The 17,494-nt window shown below is 64.8% G+C and carries 13 protein-coding genes; 2 read left to right on the forward strand and 11 right to left on the reverse strand.

The window, feature by feature from the left end; all coding sequences use genetic code 11:
- The first annotated feature begins 141 nt into the window (after positions 1-141).
- Positions 142-1,431, forward strand: coding sequence for a glycerate kinase type-2 family protein (locus AB4037_RS14075; protein WP_434957185.1), 1,290 nt, complete (start codon positions 142-144; stop codon positions 1,429-1,431).
- A gap of 257 nt (positions 1,432-1,688) precedes the next feature.
- Positions 1,689-3,548, forward strand: a complete 1,860-nt coding sequence (locus tag AB4037_RS14080) for an ABC transporter ATP-binding protein (RefSeq protein WP_441771935.1) — start codon at positions 1,689-1,691, stop codon at positions 3,546-3,548.
- 193 nt (positions 3,549-3,741) lie between these two features.
- On the opposite strand, the gene AB4037_RS14085 is transcribed toward AB4037_RS14080, so the two are convergent.
- From AB4037_RS14085 to AB4037_RS14135, 11 genes are all read right to left on the reverse strand, one after another.
- Positions 3,742-5,985, reverse strand: a complete 2,244-nt coding sequence (locus AB4037_RS14085) for an MGH1-like glycoside hydrolase domain-containing protein (protein ID WP_441771936.1) — start codon at positions 5,983-5,985, stop codon at positions 3,742-3,744.
- 1 nt (position 5,986) lies between these two features.
- Positions 5,987-7,042 carry an ABC transporter ATP-binding protein gene (locus AB4037_RS14090; protein WP_441771937.1) on the reverse strand — a complete coding sequence of 352 codons (1,056 nt, stop codon included), beginning with the start codon at positions 7,040-7,042 and terminating at the stop codon, positions 5,987-5,989.
- Positions 7,029-7,808, reverse strand: a complete 780-nt coding sequence (locus tag AB4037_RS14095) for an ABC transporter permease (protein ID WP_441771938.1) — start codon at positions 7,806-7,808, stop codon at positions 7,029-7,031. Before AB4037_RS14095 ends, AB4037_RS14090 begins: the two co-directional genes overlap by 14 nt.
- A gap of 9 nt (positions 7,809-7,817) precedes the next feature.
- Complete coding sequence (locus tag AB4037_RS14100) at positions 7,818-8,585, reverse strand: ABC transporter permease (protein ID WP_434959665.1); 768 nt, start codon at positions 8,583-8,585, stop codon at positions 7,818-7,820.
- Positions 8,586-8,934: 349 nt separating this feature from the next.
- Entirely contained in the window at positions 8,935-9,999 is a 1,065-nt protein-coding gene (locus AB4037_RS14105; protein WP_441771939.1) for an ABC transporter substrate-binding protein, read from the reverse strand.
- Positions 10,000-10,086: 87 nt separating this feature from the next.
- The gene (locus AB4037_RS14110) at positions 10,087-11,058 is read right to left on the reverse strand and encodes a PfkB family carbohydrate kinase (RefSeq protein WP_441771940.1); all 972 of its coding nucleotides are present in this window, start codon (positions 11,056-11,058) and stop codon (positions 10,087-10,089) included.
- Positions 11,055-12,101 (reverse strand): ADP-ribosylglycohydrolase family protein, encoded by a 1,047-nt coding sequence (locus AB4037_RS14115; protein WP_441771941.1) that lies wholly within the window; start codon positions 12,099-12,101, stop codon positions 11,055-11,057. Before AB4037_RS14115 ends, AB4037_RS14110 begins: the two co-directional genes overlap by 4 nt.
- Positions 12,102-12,531: 430 nt before the next feature.
- Complete coding sequence (locus AB4037_RS14120) at positions 12,532-13,635, reverse strand: autoinducer 2 ABC transporter substrate-binding protein (RefSeq protein WP_434957193.1); 1,104 nt, start codon at positions 13,633-13,635, stop codon at positions 12,532-12,534.
- Between the two features lie 160 nt (positions 13,636-13,795).
- A complete protein-coding gene (locus AB4037_RS14125; RefSeq protein ID WP_441771942.1) occupies positions 13,796-14,764 on the reverse strand; it encodes an ABC transporter permease in 969 nt (322 codons plus the stop codon).
- A 12-nt stretch (positions 14,765-14,776) separates the two neighbouring features.
- Positions 14,777-15,772 carry an ABC transporter permease gene (locus tag AB4037_RS14130; RefSeq protein ID WP_434957195.1) on the reverse strand — a complete coding sequence of 332 codons (996 nt, stop codon included), beginning with the start codon at positions 15,770-15,772 and terminating at the stop codon, positions 14,777-14,779.
- Positions 15,772-17,280: a sugar ABC transporter ATP-binding protein gene (locus AB4037_RS14135; RefSeq protein ID WP_441771943.1), complete on the reverse strand. Its 1,509-nt coding sequence runs from the start codon at positions 17,278-17,280 to the stop codon at positions 15,772-15,774. The genes AB4037_RS14130 and AB4037_RS14135 overlap by 1 nt, the downstream gene beginning before the upstream one ends.
- Positions 17,281-17,494 lie beyond the last annotated feature (214 nt).

Consider the following 17,494-nt stretch of genomic DNA (forward strand, 5'->3'; position numbering starts at 1 on the left):
CTGGCTTCACCGCGGCTCCATGGGTTAAGGGACATGGCAAGCCATCGCCGCCAAGACATCGCGAAGGTAGACGCAAGAACAAGTATGGAGCACGACGCGTTTTCTCATCCGCGTCCTGCCGCGAGGGAGCCCGAAGCCGCAATGCCTGACCGTGTCGATGCCCGCCGCCAGACTCTCGACGCCATTTTCACGGGAGCGGTCGCCGCGTCCCATCCGGCAGCCTTCCTGCCACAACACCTGCCGCCACCGCCCACCGCGGGACGTCTGATCCTGCTCGCTGCCGGCAAGGCAGCCGGCAGCATGGCTGAGATCGCCGAGGCCCATTACACCGCACTCGGCATCCCGGCCGACCGCATCACCGGCGTGGCGGTGGCCCGTCATGGCTATGGCCGCCCTCTCAAAACCCTGCCGATGATCGAGGCCGGCCACCCCGTACCGGACCAGGGCAGCATCGACGGCGCCGAGCGTGCGCTCGCCTTGGCGGCCGAGGCGGGCGAGGACGACCTCGTCCTGGTCCTGCTCTCGGGTGGCGCTTCCGCCAACTGGGTGGCACCCGCCGGCGCCCTCACCCTGGACGACAAGCGCGCCATCACCCGCCATCTGCTGCGCTCCGGCGCCGCCATCGGCGAGATCAACGCCCTGCGCAAACGCCTGTCGCGCATCAAGGGTGGGCGCCTGGCCCAGGCCGCCTACCCGGCTCGTCTCCTCACCCTTGCCGTCTCGGACGTGCCGGGCGACGATCCCGCCGTGATCGGATCCGGCCCCACCGTGCCCGATCCCGTCAGCAATGCCGAGGCCCTCGCCATTGCCGAACGCTTCAACACGCCTCTCGGCGCCGCCCGCGCCCTCTTCGAGGATGCCGGCAACGAGACACCGAAGCCGGGCGACGCCGTGTTCGCCCGCAGCGAGTTTCGCATCGTCGTCACCCCCGGCGACATGATCGCGGCGGCGACCGCCCTTGCCGAGCAGCATGGCTACGAGCCGGTCGTGCTCGGCGCCAATGTCGAGGGCGAGGCCCGGCAGGTCGCAGCCGACCAGGCCCGGCAGGCGCGCGCGCTGAAGGCCTCCGGCCGCCGAGCCGCCCTGATCTCCGGTGGAGAGTTGACGGTAACCATCACCGGCAAGGGTCGCGGTGGCCCGAACCAGGAATTCAGCCTGGCCCTTGCCCTCGCCCTCGACGGCGAAACGGGTATCAGCGCGCTCGCCGCCGACACGGACGGCACCGATGGTGGCGGTGGTCTCGCCACCGATCCGGCCGGCGCCATCATCGACGAAACCACGCTCGCCCGAGCTCGCGCTGCCGGGATCGATCCGGCCACCTATCTTGCCGACAACGACTCGACCGGCTTCTTCGAAGCCATCGGCGATCTCGTCGCACCCGGCCCGACCTTTACCAACGTCAACGACCTTCGGGTCATCCTGGTGGGCTGAGGCAGGAAGCGCTGGTCGTCCCGTGCGCGCTGCGACACGCAGTGTCGCGGTGCAGACACGGGACCCCCTGGGGATAAATCATCCCCACCCTCTTGCGATCCCGGATCTGCGAAGCGGCACTACGCGCCGCATCGCGTCCGGGATGACGAGACCCTCCCCACAGCAAGAAGGCTGGCGCGACTCGTAATTTGACCTGAAACTGGTGATTTGGTGTCGCTTCGAAGCGATTCCGACATTGTTTCAAGGTCATATTTTCGATGGTTGCGCGCTTATTCCGGTTTTTCGAAAGCCGCATAGATGTATTCGCCGCTTTCGACGAGCATGACACGCCCCCCACGGGGGTGTGGCGTTTCATGTGGCATCACCTCAAGCCTGTAAAGGGCTGGCTCCTCGCCATCATGGCGATCGAACTGGCCTTCAGCGGCGTGGAGGCCGGCATCTATCTGATGGTCGGCTGGTTCGTGGACCTGCTCAACAAGGGATCGCCGCAGACCCTGCTGCAGGATCATGGCCTATTGCTTGCCGGCGCCCTGTTCGTGGTGCTGTTCCTGCGGCCGGTCCTGTTTTTCGTGACCCAGGCCGTCACCAATCTGATCGTGGTACCGCCACTCACCAACCAGATCCGCTGGCGCAACCACATCTACACGCTCGGCCATTCGCTCACCTATTTCCAGAACGATTTCGCCGGGCGCCTATCGGCGCGCGTGATCCAGGCCGGACAATCGATCCGCTCGGCCATCATCGCGGTGATCGGCGACCTCTGGTATGCCCTGGTCTTTGCCGGGGTCACCATCGGTTTTTTCGGCTCGGTCGATGCCTGGCTGGTGCTGCCCGTCCTCGTCTGGCTGGCAGCCTATGCCACGCTGCTCTCCTTTTTCGTGCCACGCGCTCTGAAGCGCTCGGAAGCCAATTCCCTCGGCCGCTCAACCACGACAGGCCGCATCGTCGATTCCTACACCAACATCCTCACCGTCAAGCTGTTCGCCCGTTCCGATCTCGAACGCTCGGCGGTCAAGGAAGCACTCAAGCGCTGGAACGAGAGCTTCCTCGACCTGATGCGACTCATTCTTGGCGCCAGCTTCGTCCTGCAGGTGCTCAACAGCCTGCTGCTGGTGGTCATCGCCGGCATGATCCTCGTGCTGTGGAGCCAGGCAAGCTTGACGGCCGGCGCCGGCGCGGCGGCCCTCACCTTGGTGCTTCGGCTGATCCAGCTTTCGGGCTGGTTGATGTATCTGATCCGCGACGTCTTCGAGAATATCGGCGCCGTGCAGGAAAGCATGCTCACCATCGCCAAGCCGCATGACCTCGTCGACGCCCCGGATGCCGCCACACTCTCGGTGCCTCGCGGGAAAATCGTCTTCGAGCATGTCCGTTTCGGCTATGGCGGAACGCTGCCGGTGTTCTCGGATCTTTCGCTCACCATTCGCGCCGGCGAGAAGGTCGGCATCGTCGGCCCGTCCGGCGCTGGCAAGTCGACGCTCGTCAACCTGCTGCTGCGCCTCTATGCGATCCAATCGGGTCGGATCCTGATCGACGGGCAGGACATTGCCGGCGTCACCCAGGACAGCCTGCGCCGGCATATCGGCGTGGTGACGCAGGACAATTCGCTGCTGCATCGCTCCATCCAGGACAACATCGCCTATGGGCGTATGGAAGCGAACCAGGATGCCATCGAGGATGCGGCGAGGCAGGCCGCCGCGCATGATTTCATCGTCACGCTGGGGGACCAGGATGGTCGCGCCGGCTATGAGTCGCGCGTCGGCGAGCGCGGCGTGAAGCTCTCCGGCGGGCAGCGCCAGCGCATCACCATCGCCCGCGTGCTGCTCAAGGATGCGCCCATCCTGGTACTGGACGAAGCGACCTCCGCGCTCGATTCAGAGGTAGAGGCAACGATCCAGGGCCAGCTTCGCCGCCTGATGCATGACAAGACGGTGCTGGCCATCGCCCATCGTCTGTCGACGATCGCGGAACTCGACCGGTTGATCGTGCTCGATGGCGGCCGCATCGTCGAACAGGGGCGGCATGAGGATCTGATCGAACGCGACGGCCTCTATGCCAGGCTGTGGCGACGCCAGTCCGGCGGCTTCCTGGCTTTGGAAGATAGTTCGGCAGCCTGAGGCAATGTCGAAAAAATGCATTCGTCATCCCCGGCTGAGCCGCTCGCGAGCGCAGCGAGAGAGGGCGAAGGGAAGGGGATCCAGGAGCCGAAGGGAACAGCCCTTGGCCCCTGGATCCCCTTCCCGGGGTCTTTGACCCCGCCGGGGATGACAATCCGTTCGATTCAATTATCGAGGAACGGCTCCTCCAGCCTCATGGCTGCATTGACTTGATTGGCGCACGCCACCGCAGCTCGAAATCAACCGCCTTGGCACTCGCGGGAAGGCTAACCCGGAGGCCACCCTCCTCCGTGGTTGCAACCACCTCGCCGTCGAGGCTTGCCTGAGGCTTCATCCCGGCACGAAGATACGGGAAGCGCAGGGAGCATGCTCTTTCCAGCGGCGGCAATCGCAACGATATCGCACCGGCAGCAATCGAGAGTTGGCAGATCCGGCCGGCGACATCGGTGTCCAGCAGAGTGCGCTCGCCCTGGATCAGGCTCAGGCGGCCCTGCAAAATAGCGAGGCGAACCTGTCCCATGGGGCTTGCGAAAGGCCCGAACTCGCCCTCCGAACCCGGATTGGCGATCTCCCAGCCATGCCAGGGCGTGACGTCGGTCACCGCGGCGATGCCGAGCTTGGCCATCAGCGCCCCCCAGTTGTAGAAGCGCTCGGTGTCGGGCTGGTCGAGCGGCTCACCCGTCTCGGCATTGTAGTTTTCCGGGCAGATGCGGCGGCTTTCCCAGACGGAGCGGAACAGGGCGAAGCTGCGCTGCGCCAAGACAGCAGCCCTGTCGTCCAGCCCGTAGCGACGCAGCCCGTGATAGACGAGATAGTTGAAGGGCGGCCAGATCCGGCCCCGCCAATAGGAATTGTCGCCGAAGGCAGGATCCGCACGGCTGACGCCGGGGATGACCGGGTCACCGCCAAAGGCCATCGGATCGTCGAGATGCTCACACAACCGGCCGACCTGCTCGGGCGTCGCGGCGCCGGCAAGCAGAGGATAGAAACTGGTCGGCGCCAGGCTTTTCACGAAGCCACCACCACACCGGCGATTGGCGAAGATGCCACGCTCGCCATCCCATAAACTCTCGCGAATACGAGCTTTCGTGGCTTCAGCGCGAGCGAAATGGGCGACCGCCTCCGTCTCATGCCCCAGTTCCGCGGCCATCAAGGCGAGCATTTCGGCATCGAGGGCCAGCAGGCTGTTGAGGCCGACATCCCAGCTATCGAGCGTGCGCGTGACTTTGTCGTAGCAGGCCTCATCGTGGACAGGCGAATTGTCCATTGCCGATTCATTGCGGGCCCCGAAATGGGTGCCCTTGTAGAGGCCCTCGCCCACATCCGAGGTGCCGAAGGAGGCAAGGCCCGTCCCGCCCGGATCGCGTTCTCGCCACCACCAGGCATGATTACGGGCCAGCGTGGCATAGGCATCCTCGATCAGGTCTCGGGCGCGATGGCGCAGATAGAGTTGCCAGACCACGAAGCCGCCGATGGGACTTTGGCTGCGGTCGACCCAGGCATCATTCGCCGTCAGCAGGCAGGGCAGATTGCCCTGCGGCGTTGCGCCCGAAAACACGGCAGCGAGATTATCGCGTGCCAGGCCGGCATCGAGTTCGCCGGCCATCAGGGCAGCATAGAACTGGTCATTCAGCCAGACGCCGAAGCCGCCGAATTTCCCAAGGTCCCAGTTGCGGCTGATGGCGGTATAGGGGCGCTGGTTGATGCCGTCCCAGATCGTGTTCCAGGCGACGACGTCGCGTAGCGCCGCCAGGGCGACAGCGGGCTCGCCTTCAGCTTGGGGCGGCACCACCTCAGGCCGCGCCAGCAGGGCCCGCGCCTGGGTGATCGCAAGATCCTGCCTGTCGGCAATCGCGAGTGCGAAGCGATTGTCGCGCATCATTTCCAGGTTGAAGCGCAGCACGAGGACCGGCGCCGCCTCGGCCCGGGAAGCGGTATGGAAATAGCCGTGCGTTTCGTAGTCCTGCATCGCGTCGGCGAGGCAAGCGTGGCCGGTCACCTGCACGGCTGGTTCCTCGCTGACGAGCGCCGCGAAGCGGTGCCCGACACGGATGATGGCAGCGCCGTGCGTTTCGTCGAAACGAACCTCCTCGCCGTTATCCGACGAGAGGCAGAGATTGATCCAGAAGCGCAAACCCCATTCGCCGGTCTTGGCCGTATGCCAGCTGCCTGTAAGGCTGAAGGGATCGGGTTTGGTGTAACGCCAGTCGAGGGTGGTTCCGGCGTGGGAGAGTTGGAGCTCCACCAGCGAGGCATCGAGGGCGTGCCGCCCCAGCGCGAGGGCATCGCCCGGCTCGAACAGGCAGGCCTTGCCCGTGCTGGCCGCGAAGGCAAGCGGGGTGAGTCGGAGGCCGAGCGGAAGGAACACCATTTCCGCCGGCCGCGACGACCAGCTGTTCCAAGCGCGTTCGAGAGGAATGTTGAGGCTTACCGGCATGTCAGGCCTGCAGCAGCACGGTGTTGGCCGGCGACCAGGCCAGCGTGATGGCCTGCCCGGGCGAGACCGACGAGATCTCCCGGTTCTGCGACAGGACCTTGATGTCGCTGCCACCAGGCCCTTCGGCGATGAAGGTCGAAACAGCGCCCGCATAGATGATCTCGCGTATCCTCGTGGCGAAGACATTGTCGCCCTCGGGTCTTTCTCCGGGCGCGAGAAGTCGCATTTTCTCGGGTCGCACCGCCGCCGTAGCCTGGCTGCCGGGGCTCGGCAGCCCATCGTCCGTGCGAATGACGCCGCTCCCGATCGCGATCCCCTCACCGGTCACGCTGCCCTCGAAGAAATTGGCGTCTCCCAGGAAGGAGGCGGCAAAACGGGTGCGTGGGCGCTCATAGATCTCGAGCGGCGCCCCCTCCTGCACGATGCGCCCGCCATCGAGGATGGCCACCGTGTCTGATAGTGTCAGCGCCTCCTCCTGGTCATGGGTAACGAAAATGGTGGTGAGCCCGCTCTCGCGCTGGATGCGGCGCAGTTCGATCTGCATGTCCTGGCGCAGGCGCCTGTCGAGCGCGGACAGCGGCTCGTCCAAGAGGAGCACCCTCGGCTTGGTCACGATGGCGCGGGCCAGCGCCACGCGCTGCTGCTGGCCGCCCGAAAGCTGCTTGGGCTTGCGCTGCTCGAAGCCGGTGAGATGAACCATCTCCAGCACCCGGGCCACCTCCTTGCGTGCCGCCTCGCCGCGGATGCCCTGGCGGTTGAGGCCGAAGATGACATTGTCGAAAACGCTCATATGCGGGAACAACGCATAGGACTGGAACACCATGCCGATCTTGCGCTGCCATAGGGCGACCCCGGTGACGTCCTCGCCCCCGAACAGGATGCGCCCCTCATCGGGGTCGACGAAGCCGCCGATGATGCGCAGCAGCGTGGTCTTGCCGGAGCCCGAAGGGCCGAGCAGGCTGGTGAACTCGCCCGCCTTGAAGGCGGTGCTCACCTTGTCGAGCACCCGCAGGGACCCATAGTCCTTGCTGATCGAAGCGACTTCAACGCCGATCACGACTGCCTCCCAGATTGGACAATTGGGCGAAGATCAGCACGAGAACGGCCGAGACGCCGAGGAAGATGGCGGAGATCGCATTGATCTCCGGCGTGAAGCCCTTGCGGATCGAGGTATAGATCTCGACCGGCAAGGTGGAGACGCCTGGTGTGGCCAGGAAATAGGAGACCACGAACTGGTCGAGCGAAACCGCGAAGGCGAACAGCAGGGCCGCGATGATGCTCGGCGCCAGCAAAGGCAGCGTCACCGCAAAGAAGGCATGAATCGGCGTCGATCCCAGGCTCATCGCCGCCTCCTCGAGATCGGCCCGCAATGTCTGCATGCCGGTGCCGACGATCAGGACGACATAGGGGATGGCCAGGGCGACATGGCCGATCAGCATGGCATGCAGGCCGCGCCCGATGCCCGTCCAGAAGAAGAACACCAACATGGCCGTGCCGGTGATCAGCCAGGGAATGGCGATCGGCGGCAGCAGCAGCACCTTGAGCAGCGACTGCCCCCGGAAGGTGCGGCGGTTGAGGGCAAGCGAGGCCAGCGTGCCCACGGCCGTGGCGATGATCGAGGTTGCCAGGGCAATCAGCAGGCTGTTGTAGGTGGCCGAGAGCAGCGGCCCGTTCTCGGCGAGCACGCCGAACCAGTGAAAGGTCGGCTCGATCGGCAAGGTGTAGAGGGGCGAGGCGTTGAAGGCCATCGCCACCATCACCGCGATAGGCAGATAGAGGAAGATCAGGGTGGCGGCGAGGAAGGTACGGCCGAGAGCGATCATGGTCCCCTCCTACGGCGTCGCCGCGCGGCCGGGCAGCACGCGCGAGGAGACGGCGAAGATCAGTAGCACCACTGCCAGCATGGTGAAGGACAGGGCTGCCCCCAGCGGCCAGTTGAAGGCCGCGGTGAACTGGTCCTCGATCACGGTGCCCATGGTGACGCCGATGCGCCCGCCCAGGATGCGAGGCTCCATGAAGCTGCCGATCACAGGCACGAAGATCAGGATCGATCCGGAAATCAGGCCGGGCATGCAGAGCGGCAGCAGGATCTTCCAGAATACCACCGGTGTGCGTGCACCGAGGCTACGGGCGGCCTCGATGGTCGAGTCTTCGATCGCCGTGGCGGAGAGGTAGCAGGTCAGGATCATATAGGGCAGATAGGCATGGACCAGGCCGATGATGATGGCCGGAAAGCTGTAGAGAAGCGACACCGAGGGCGCCGCCGGCACGATCCAGTGCAGGGCATAATCGAGAATGCCTCCTTCCCTCAGCACCATGGTCCAGGAGAACACGCGCACTAGCCCATTGGTCCAGAACGGCAGGATGATGAGGAGGAACAGGATGTGCCGCGAGCGCCCGGCCGTCGCTCGCGCCAAAGCGATTGCGGCGGGAAGGCCGATCAGTGCACACAGGCCCGTGGTCCACAAGCCGATCTGGATCGAGGTCCAGGCGACGTTGAAGAGATAGGGCCGCTTGATGAAGGCAAGGTAGTTGTCGACGGTGTAGACCAGCGCCCGCCCCGGGACCGGCGAACTCTTCAGGAAGCTGAAGAACAGCATGGCGCAAAGCGGCAGGAAGACGGCCAGCAGCAGCCAGCCATAGGCCGGCGTCAACAGGGCCGCCGTCGTCCAGCCCTGCCCCAGGCGCCTTCGGGGGCCTGCCTTGCCGCCATCGGCTTTCGACACGATCTCCACCTGTGCTTCCCCTTTCGGTCCCCCCGGCCACGCTGCAGCACGCAGGGCAGCGGCGCAGATCCGGGATCGCGAGCAGAACGATGCTTGTTTCAGCACGACCTTTGCCATTGCCGGGCTTGACCCGGTAATCCAGTCCACCTTCCCATGCTGGAAGGGCCGAAAATCTGGATGCCCGGGTCAAGCCCGGGCATGACAAAGGTCGGCGCCATCCGCCCTACTTGGCGTAGAACGCCTTCACTTCTTCCCACAGATCGTTGAAGGCCTGGCGGCGATCATCCGGCAGGGCGGCCATGAAGGTCAGCTTCGGCAGGTAGTCGGCCTTGTGGATCTGCCGGTTGAGATCATCGGCCGGCAGCTTGTTCATCGCCCCCTCATTGGCTGAAGCCGGGGCGCCCGCCTCCTTGGCCCAGGTCAGGTAGAAGGTCGGGTCGATCATGTAGTTGAGGAATTTGAGTGCATCCTCCTTCTTGGTGCTCGACGTCGGCACCGCCAGGCTGTCGAGCCAGCCGATGGCGCCTTCCTTGGGTACGATGAATTCCACCGGCAATTTGTGCTGGCGGATGGAGCGCACCGCCGCGCCGGACCAGTAGACGGAGATGTCGAAGGAATTGGCGGCGAAGGCCTTGTTCCATTCGTCCTCGCTGGACCACATTAGCTTGACGTTCGGCTTCATCGCCTTCAGCACCTCGGTGATCTTGGCGAGGTCCTTGGGATCGTTGGCATCCTGGCCGGTCAGCAGGGCGCCGATGCCGACGGAGGTCACGGCATCGTCGAACAAGGCCAGCTTGCCGGCATATTTGGGGTCGGAGAAGATCGTCCAGCTGTCGGCGCTGATGCCCTGGCGCACGGCGAGGGAATTCATGCCCCAGAGCCAGGCGAGACCATAAATCTTGCCGTCGGCCTTGAGATTGGCGTGATCCTTCAACGCCGGGGCCAGATCCTTGGCATTGGCGATGGTGGCAAGATCGACCGGATCGATCAGGCCTTCGGCCTGGGCCTGCTGGGTACGGGCGCTGTTGATCAGCACCACGTCATAGGCGCCGGGATTGGTACGCAGCTTGGTCAGCATCTCCGGCTCGGAGTTGAAATAGTCATGCTTGACCGTGATGCCGGTCTGCTCGGCAAAGGCCTTGAGCGCGAAGGCCTCGTCGGTGCCGTAGCCCTTCCAGTTAAGCACGGTGATTTCCTTGGCCTGGGCGAAACCCGGGCGTATCCACAGGCCGGCGACGGCGGCGGCTCCCAAGGCGGTGAAATGACGGCGCGTGATCCGATATGTCATCTTTCCAATTCCCTTCGTCGATGGCGACATTCTGCTCTCGATTTTCTTATCATTGGCTGGGCGTTCGTGCCTGCGGGGGCATCCACCCTATCGTGTTGTTGTCTTGTCGTGGTCCTGCGTGGCGAGAAAAGCGTTCAGTTCTTCCGTGCCGGGCGCGGTCGCCGGCCCCTTGCGCGTGACGGCAATGGCGGCGGCGGCGTTGGCCCGCCGCGCGGCCTCGGCAGCCGGATAGCCGGCCGCGAGGGAGGCCAGAAACACGCCGGTATGGGCATCTCCCGCTCCGGTCGCATCGACCATGCGCACGGCCGGCGCCGGAACCTGCAGGCCGGACTGGCCAATGTCGCCGCCGAGCAGGAAGCACCCGGCTGGGCCATCCCTCAGGATCACCAGCGTGTCCGGCGACAGGCGATCGTGAGCCCGCTTGGCGGCCTCCGTCTTGTCATCGGCTCCGGTAAGCAGGCCGGCCTCGCGCCGGTTGAGGGTGACGATGTCGGCCCGCGCCAGCACCGCGGCCATGATGCCGGGTGGAATGTCGGCGACCAGGGGACCGGGATCGATCATCACGGTGACGCTGGCCGGCAAGCCGCCGACCCAATCGGCGATGGCGGGCCCAAGCTGCGGGTAGCAGAGATCATAGCCCGAAGCGAAGAGCGCATCCGCAGCGCCCAATCGCAGCCCGGAAAGCGGCTCCCGTCCCGGCCGCGCCTCGACGCCGGGGCTGGTGACAAAGGTACGCTCGCCGTCGGGCTCGACCAACACGATGCAAAAGCCGCTGTCGCCGTCCGCGCTCACCGGCATCAGCGCCTCGATGCCTTCGGCTGCCAGTTCGGCACGGATGCGCTCGCCATAGGGACCCTTGCCATGCTGACCGGCAAAGGCGGCCCTGAGCCCGTTGCGGGCCGCCGCCGTGAGAATGTTGAAGCCCCCACCCGCACTGATCGTCGCCTCGGACCCCAGCACGTCGCCACCGCGTTGCGGCAGGCAGGGCACGTCGAGGCGGACATCGGCCAGGATGCTGCCCACGGACAGGAGACGGGTGGGAGTCGGCCTGCTGCTCATGCCGTGGAAGCCCCCTTCCCAGCGGGAGGCAGGATCGATGCCCTGCCCCGCAGCGCCAGCAGGCAATCGGCCAGGCCGACAAGATCGAGATCCGGATTGGCGGCCTCGAGGGCTGCGATCACCGGAGCGGGAAAAGCTTCAACGCCATGGCAGGCACCCGCTACCGCGCCGGCAATGGCAGCAACGGTATCGCAATCGCCACCGAGGCTCGCCGACAGGCGGCAGATGCGCCAGGGGTCCTCGGGCGCCAGCGAGATGATGGCCATCGCCGCCGGCACGGCCTCCTGCGTAGCGACGCCGGTGCCGACGATGTCATAGATGAGTTCGAGGGCCTCGGCCTCGCCTTTGCCCCGCACCAGCTCGATCGCCCAGCGGATGCGGGCGGCGATGTCCCCGCCGGCGAAATAGAAGCCGCGCCTGGCGCCGTGCCGGGCACCCTCCACGGAAGCCTGCAGCGCCTCATCGATGCTTGCGCCGTCGATGGCCGCGCTGACGGCAGCAGCGACGGCCGAGGCGCCGGCAAGACCGATGGTGGTGTTGTGGGTGACATGGCCGGACTGGAAGACGGCATCGACCAGCGCCTCGACGGGACGCGCCGGGAAGACGATGCCGACCGGGGCAACGCGCATCGCCGCGCCATTGGTGGCGCCGGTGCGCCCGGTCTCGTCGGTGGGCATGCCTTCGGCGATCAGTGTCAGCGCCTTGCGGGTGGAAGGGCCGAGGAGATCGGCAGAGCCCGCCGCGATCATGCGGGTTTCCCAGGCGAGGAGTTCATCGGCGAAACGCCGGGGATCGACATAGCCTTTGCCCTCGACCAGGAGTTCGCCAAGGATGACGGCCTGGTCGGTATCATCGGTCACCCGGCCGGCCGGCATGCCGCGGCTGATCGGATTGTCGTCGGGCGCCGGCTCGAAGCGCTCGAGAATGCCGTAACGTGCCGAGACGAGGGCTCGCGGCATATATTGCGTGGGCATGCCAAGAGCGTCACCGATCGCCAGGCCGACCAGCGCCCCCCGAGCACGGCTTTGAGCGGAAACGGCCATGACTCCCCTTTCGAGAAAGCGCCTAAAATTCGTTTGTGTACAAACGATCTTCCCGTGCAATTCGCCCCCTGTCAAGGGGCATCCGGCCAGAGCGTTTTGCGATTTGGCGGTTACATCAAGAATCGCAAAGACGCGTCGGACCAAAGAGCTAGAGCACGTTTCCTTCAAATTGAATCACCAGGAACCGCAAAATGCTTTTGATATCAAAGCGCCTCTCTCGAAGACCGTTTCGGTAAGAACGCATTTTGCCCTAGAGCAAACAAACGTCTCCGTCTAAACGCGCTTTGCTCTAGGTAGCCGGATACTGCTCTCTCCACACCGATTCCGGATCGGCGTCAAAGGAAAAGCCGGGATTTCTCCCGGCTTCGTGTTCGTTCCTGGCGCCGCGACAAACCGATTCGGAAAAGACGCCTACAGCCTTGATCTTTCGTCAGAAATCGAACTTCTCGATATTCTCCTTCGTGAACACGAAGGGCGAGCCGAGCAGTACTTCCGAGCCATTGATCACGTTGAGCTCACCGAGCTTACCGGCCTTGACCTTGGTATCGCCGGGCTTGAGCGAACCATCCGCCGTGGCGCGCAGGACCTGCATGGCGGCATAGCCGAGATCGACGGGATTCCACAGCACCACGGATTTCACGCAATCCTTGGCGACATAGGGCTTCATGGCATTGGGCGTGGCCAGACCGATCACCGCCACCTTGCCGCATTGGCCGGCCTGGGTGACAGCCTCGGCCGATGCCGGCGTGGCGACGCTGGTCATGCCGAAGATACCCTTGAGATCGGGCCCGTATTTGTTGATCAGCGTGGTCGCCTGCGAGAAGGAGAGCGCATTGTCCTCCTGCGCTTCCACCGTCTCCAGAAGCTTCAGCTTGGGATGGCACTTGGCGGAATAGGCTGCCATCTCGGCGATCCAGCGAGCCTGGTTGGGCGTGGTGAAGGTCGAGGTGACAATAGCCACGCCCGCATCCTCGCCGCTCTCCTTGACCATGGTATCGACCATGGCCTTGGCGATCCCGTTGAACTCGGCCTGGTTGACGAACCACTGGCGGGAGTCCGGGGTGGAATTGGCGTCATAGCCGACGACGTTGATCCCCTTGGACAGGGCCTTCTTCAGCACCGGGGCGATCGCGACGGGATCGTTGGCGGCATAGAGAATGCCGTCGACGCCGGAGGTGATGTAATTGTCGATGAAGGTGATCTGCTCGTCGATATTGGCCTTGGTCGGCCCGTCGGTCTTGGCATCGACATTGCCGAGTTCCTTGGCCGCGTCGGCAATACCCTTGGAGGTGGCGTTGAAGTAACCGATGCCGATGAGCTTGGGTACGTCGACCACCTTGATCGGCTTGCCCTTGCGGTCGGGCGCGCCGGTGACGGCACCGCCATCATAGGGCTTGCTCGTCGCGCTGGCCGGCGTGGCATCGCAGGCGAGCGGATTGGTGGGCAACTCGTCGCCGCCGGTCCAGGCCGAGGCGGCATGCGCCAGGCCCACCAGGGATACGCTCAGAGCGAGCGCCAGGGATATGCGGATCATGGTCTTCCTCCACTGTTCGCCGGCCTTGGGCCGGCTGCCATTGCCGTCCTCGTTGCCGGAGAAACCGATTCCGGAACAAGGGCCAGATCGTTGAAATTGCACGTCTTACACTTGCATACCCTTTCAGGCAGGAGCGCTAGCCCCGCCCGAAAGGCCTTCGTCAGGCCTGCCGCTTGCGACCGGCCATGCGGCTCAGCAGGGGAACCAGATTGCTGAGCAATACGGTGAGGATCAGCGCCGTGCCGATCAGGATGATGGTGCTGTCGCCCTTGTAGCCCTGCAGCAGCAGGCCGTTCTTCAACGCCTGCATCAGGGCCAGGCCGAGCACCGTGCCGATGATGGTGCCGCGGCCACCGAATATGCTGGTGCCACCCAGCACCACCGCCGTGATGGCATCGAGCTCCCAGCCCGACCCCATGTCCGAGCGCGTGGTCGTCACCCGGGAGACGAAGATCACGCCAGCCAGCGAAGCGCAGAGACCGGAGGCGCCGTAGATCAGGATCTTGGTACGGTCGACCGCGATACCCGAGAAGCGCGCGGCGATCTCGTTGGAGCCGATCGCATAGGTGGCGCGACCGAATACCGTCAGGCCGAGGACACAGGCCGCCACGACCGCCGCCAGCAGGAGCAGCCAGACCTGCACCGGCACGTCGAGCACCTGCCCCTGCCCCAGCACCAGGAACCAGTCGGGATAGCCACGCACGGACCGGGCCTGGCTGATGCCCTCAGCCAGGCCGCGATAGAGGGCGAGCGTGGCCAGGGTGGCAATCAGGGGCGGCACCTTGAAGCTGGTGATGATCAGGCCGTTGACGACGCCGCACAGGGTGCCGAGCGCCAGTGCCAGCACGATGGCGACCGGCAGCGGCAGGCCAAGATTCTGCCAGAGCACGCCGAGCACGATAGCGACTACGCCGACGATCGAACCGACGGACAGGTCGATGCCGCCGGTGACGATGACGAAGGTCATCGCCAGCGCGATCAGCCCGATCTCCGTCATCAGCCGGGTCTGGTTGAGCAGGTTGTCTAAGGTGACGAACCTGTCGGACGATTGTGCCAGGAAGACGAGCACCACCGCCAGCAGCACAGCCAGGATGCTCTCGTGACGAAGCAGGAGGGAACGCCAGTTCATCTTGCCCTCCCCTCAGAGCATGCGGTGGCGGCGGACCATGTCCGCCAGCACGGTGATGAGGATGAGCACGCCGACGATCGCCTGTTTCCAGAACACCAGCACGTTGGAATAGGGCATGAAGGTCAAGGCCGAGGTGATGGTGGCGAACAGCATGGCTGCCAGCGTGGAGCCGATCACCGTGCCGGTACCGCCGAGGATGGAGACGCCGCCGATCACGGCCGCGGTGATGACGGTGAGCTCGAGGCCGGGGGGTACCGTCGACTGGATCACCTGCAGCTGCGTGGCAAAGAGCAGCGCCGCCAGACCGGCAAAAAAGCCGTGAATGGCGAAGACGGCAACGGTCACGGGCTTGGCCGGAATGCCGGCCGCGCGTGCGGCCTCGGGATTACCGCCGACGGCATAGATGGAACGCCCGAAGGCCGAATAGCGCATCCAGAAGGCAACGGCCGCTGTCAGCACCACCATGATGACGATCGGCGAGCGCACGCCGAACCAGTTCGCCTGGGCGATCATGAAGTCGGGCGGCAGGTTGTTGATCCAGTTGCCGCTGGTCGCCAGGATCAGCCCGCCCTTGAGGATCGAGAGCATGCCGAGTGTGACCACGATGGAAGGGATGCTGGCATAGGCAACCAGCACGCCGACGAAAGCATTGATGGCGATGCCCACCAGCACCGGCACGAGCCAGGCGATCCAGATGGGATAGCCCTTGGTGGCCAGCGTGCCGGCAATGGTGGCGAGCACGCCGATCAGCGAGCCGATGGAAACGTCGATGTGCCCGGAGATGATCACCATGGCCATGCCGATGGCGGCCACCGCGATATAGGCATTGCCGGCGAAGATGGCGTTGAGGTTGCTGGCACCAAGGAAGCGCGGATTGTAGAGGCCGATGGCGGTGATCAGCACCACGAGCGCGCCGAGCACCACCATCTCCTGGCCGAGCCCGCCGAAGAGGCGTGCCAGGGGACCGCGCGAGGGCACAAGGGCGGAAGAGGATGCAGTTTCGCCCATCAAGCCGCTCCCTGCAGGGGTTGGGCATTGGTCATGGCAGCGCCGACGGCATCCGGCGTCGCTTGGGCGCGATCGAATTCGGCAACGATGCGCCCGCCATTGATGACCAGGACCCGATCGCTCATGCCGAGCACCTCCGGCAGTTCGCTCGATATCATCAGGATGGCGACACCCTGCTGCACCAGCCCTCCCATCAGGATGTAGATCTCGGCCTTGGCGCCGACATCGATACCGCGGGTCGGCTCATCCATGATCAGGATGCGCGGATTGGCCTCCAGCCACTTGGCCAGCACGACCTTCTGCTGGTTGCCGCCGGAGAGTTGGCCGACGATCTGCTCGGGGCCGCGGGTGCGGATGCCCAGGCGCTTGATCGCCTCCACCGAGCGGCGGATCTCGTCGCCGAAGCGGATGGAAAAGCCGTTCGACATCTTGTCGAGCACCGCCATCGAGACGTTCTCCCGGATGGTCATCGGCCGCACCAGGCCCTGGGAGCCGCGATCCTCCGGCACATAGGCGATGCCGAGGTCCCGGGCCTTGCGCGGGCCGTCGATCACCACCTTGCGACCATTGACCAGGATATCGCCGGTGCTGGCCGGGGTGATACCGAAGACGGTCAATGCCAGTTCCGTGCGCCCCGAGCCGATCAGGCCGGCGAGGCCCAAGATCTCGCCGGCCCGCAGGCTCAGCGAAATGTTCTGCACCTTGCGGCCGAAACTCACGTCGCGCAGCTCGAGTGCGACCTCGCCGAGCGTTGCCTCCACTTTTGGGAAAAGCTGCTCGATCGAGCGGCCGACCATCATCGAGACGAGCGAGGCTTCGGTCACCTCGCCAATGTCGCGCGTGCCGATATAGCTGCCGTCACGCAGCACCGTGACCCGGTCCGCCAGCTCGAAGATCTCGGGCATGCGGTGGGAGACGTAGATGATGGCGACGCCGCGCTCGCGCAGCTTCTTGACCACGCTCATCAGGCGGCGCACATCGGCCTCGACCAGGGCGGCCGTCGGCTCGTCCATGATCAGCAGGCGGGCCTCCTGCGACAGTGCCTTGGCAATCTCGACCCGTTGGCGATTGGCCACGGAAAGGGTGCCGACCTTGGCATCCACGTCCAGATCATGGCTATCCAGGGAATCCAGGAGATGGCGAGCCTTGAGGCGCATCGCACTCCAATCGAGCCCTCCCCAATTGCGGCGCGGTGCATTGCCCAGGAAGATGTTCTCGGCCACCGTCAGTTCCGGGAACAGCAGGAGCTCCTGATAGACGGTGGCGATGCCGTGGCGGCGCGCATGCCGTGGCGAGGTGAAGCGGACGGTCTCGCCGCCGACCGTCAGCGTACCCGTATCCGGCTGATGCACGCCGGCGATCACCTTGATCAGGGTCGACTTGCCGGCACCGTTCTCGCCGAGCAAAGCGTGGACTTCACCGGGACGCACGTCGAAATTGACGTCGCGCAGCACCTTCACGCCGGAAAAGGATTTGGAGATGTCGCGAAGGCTGACGACGGCCGTCATGGCGCCCTCCGAGTGACTGCCGCCATGAAACGCCCCAGGCGTGACCGAAAGGCTTGCCCGGTGGCGATCGCCATCCGGCCGACCCGCGTCTCCCCCATGTCCGCGCCTCTCCTCACGCTTTTTTGTAAGACATATCGCCCAACTAGATCAAAAATCGTCTTTCAGCAAGCGGGATAACGCATAATGTGCAATAATTAACTCACGCATGATCTAG

The organism is Labrys sp. KB_33_2, from assembly GCF_052114505.1.
GTDB lineage: Bacteria > Pseudomonadota > Alphaproteobacteria > Rhizobiales > Labraceae > Labrys.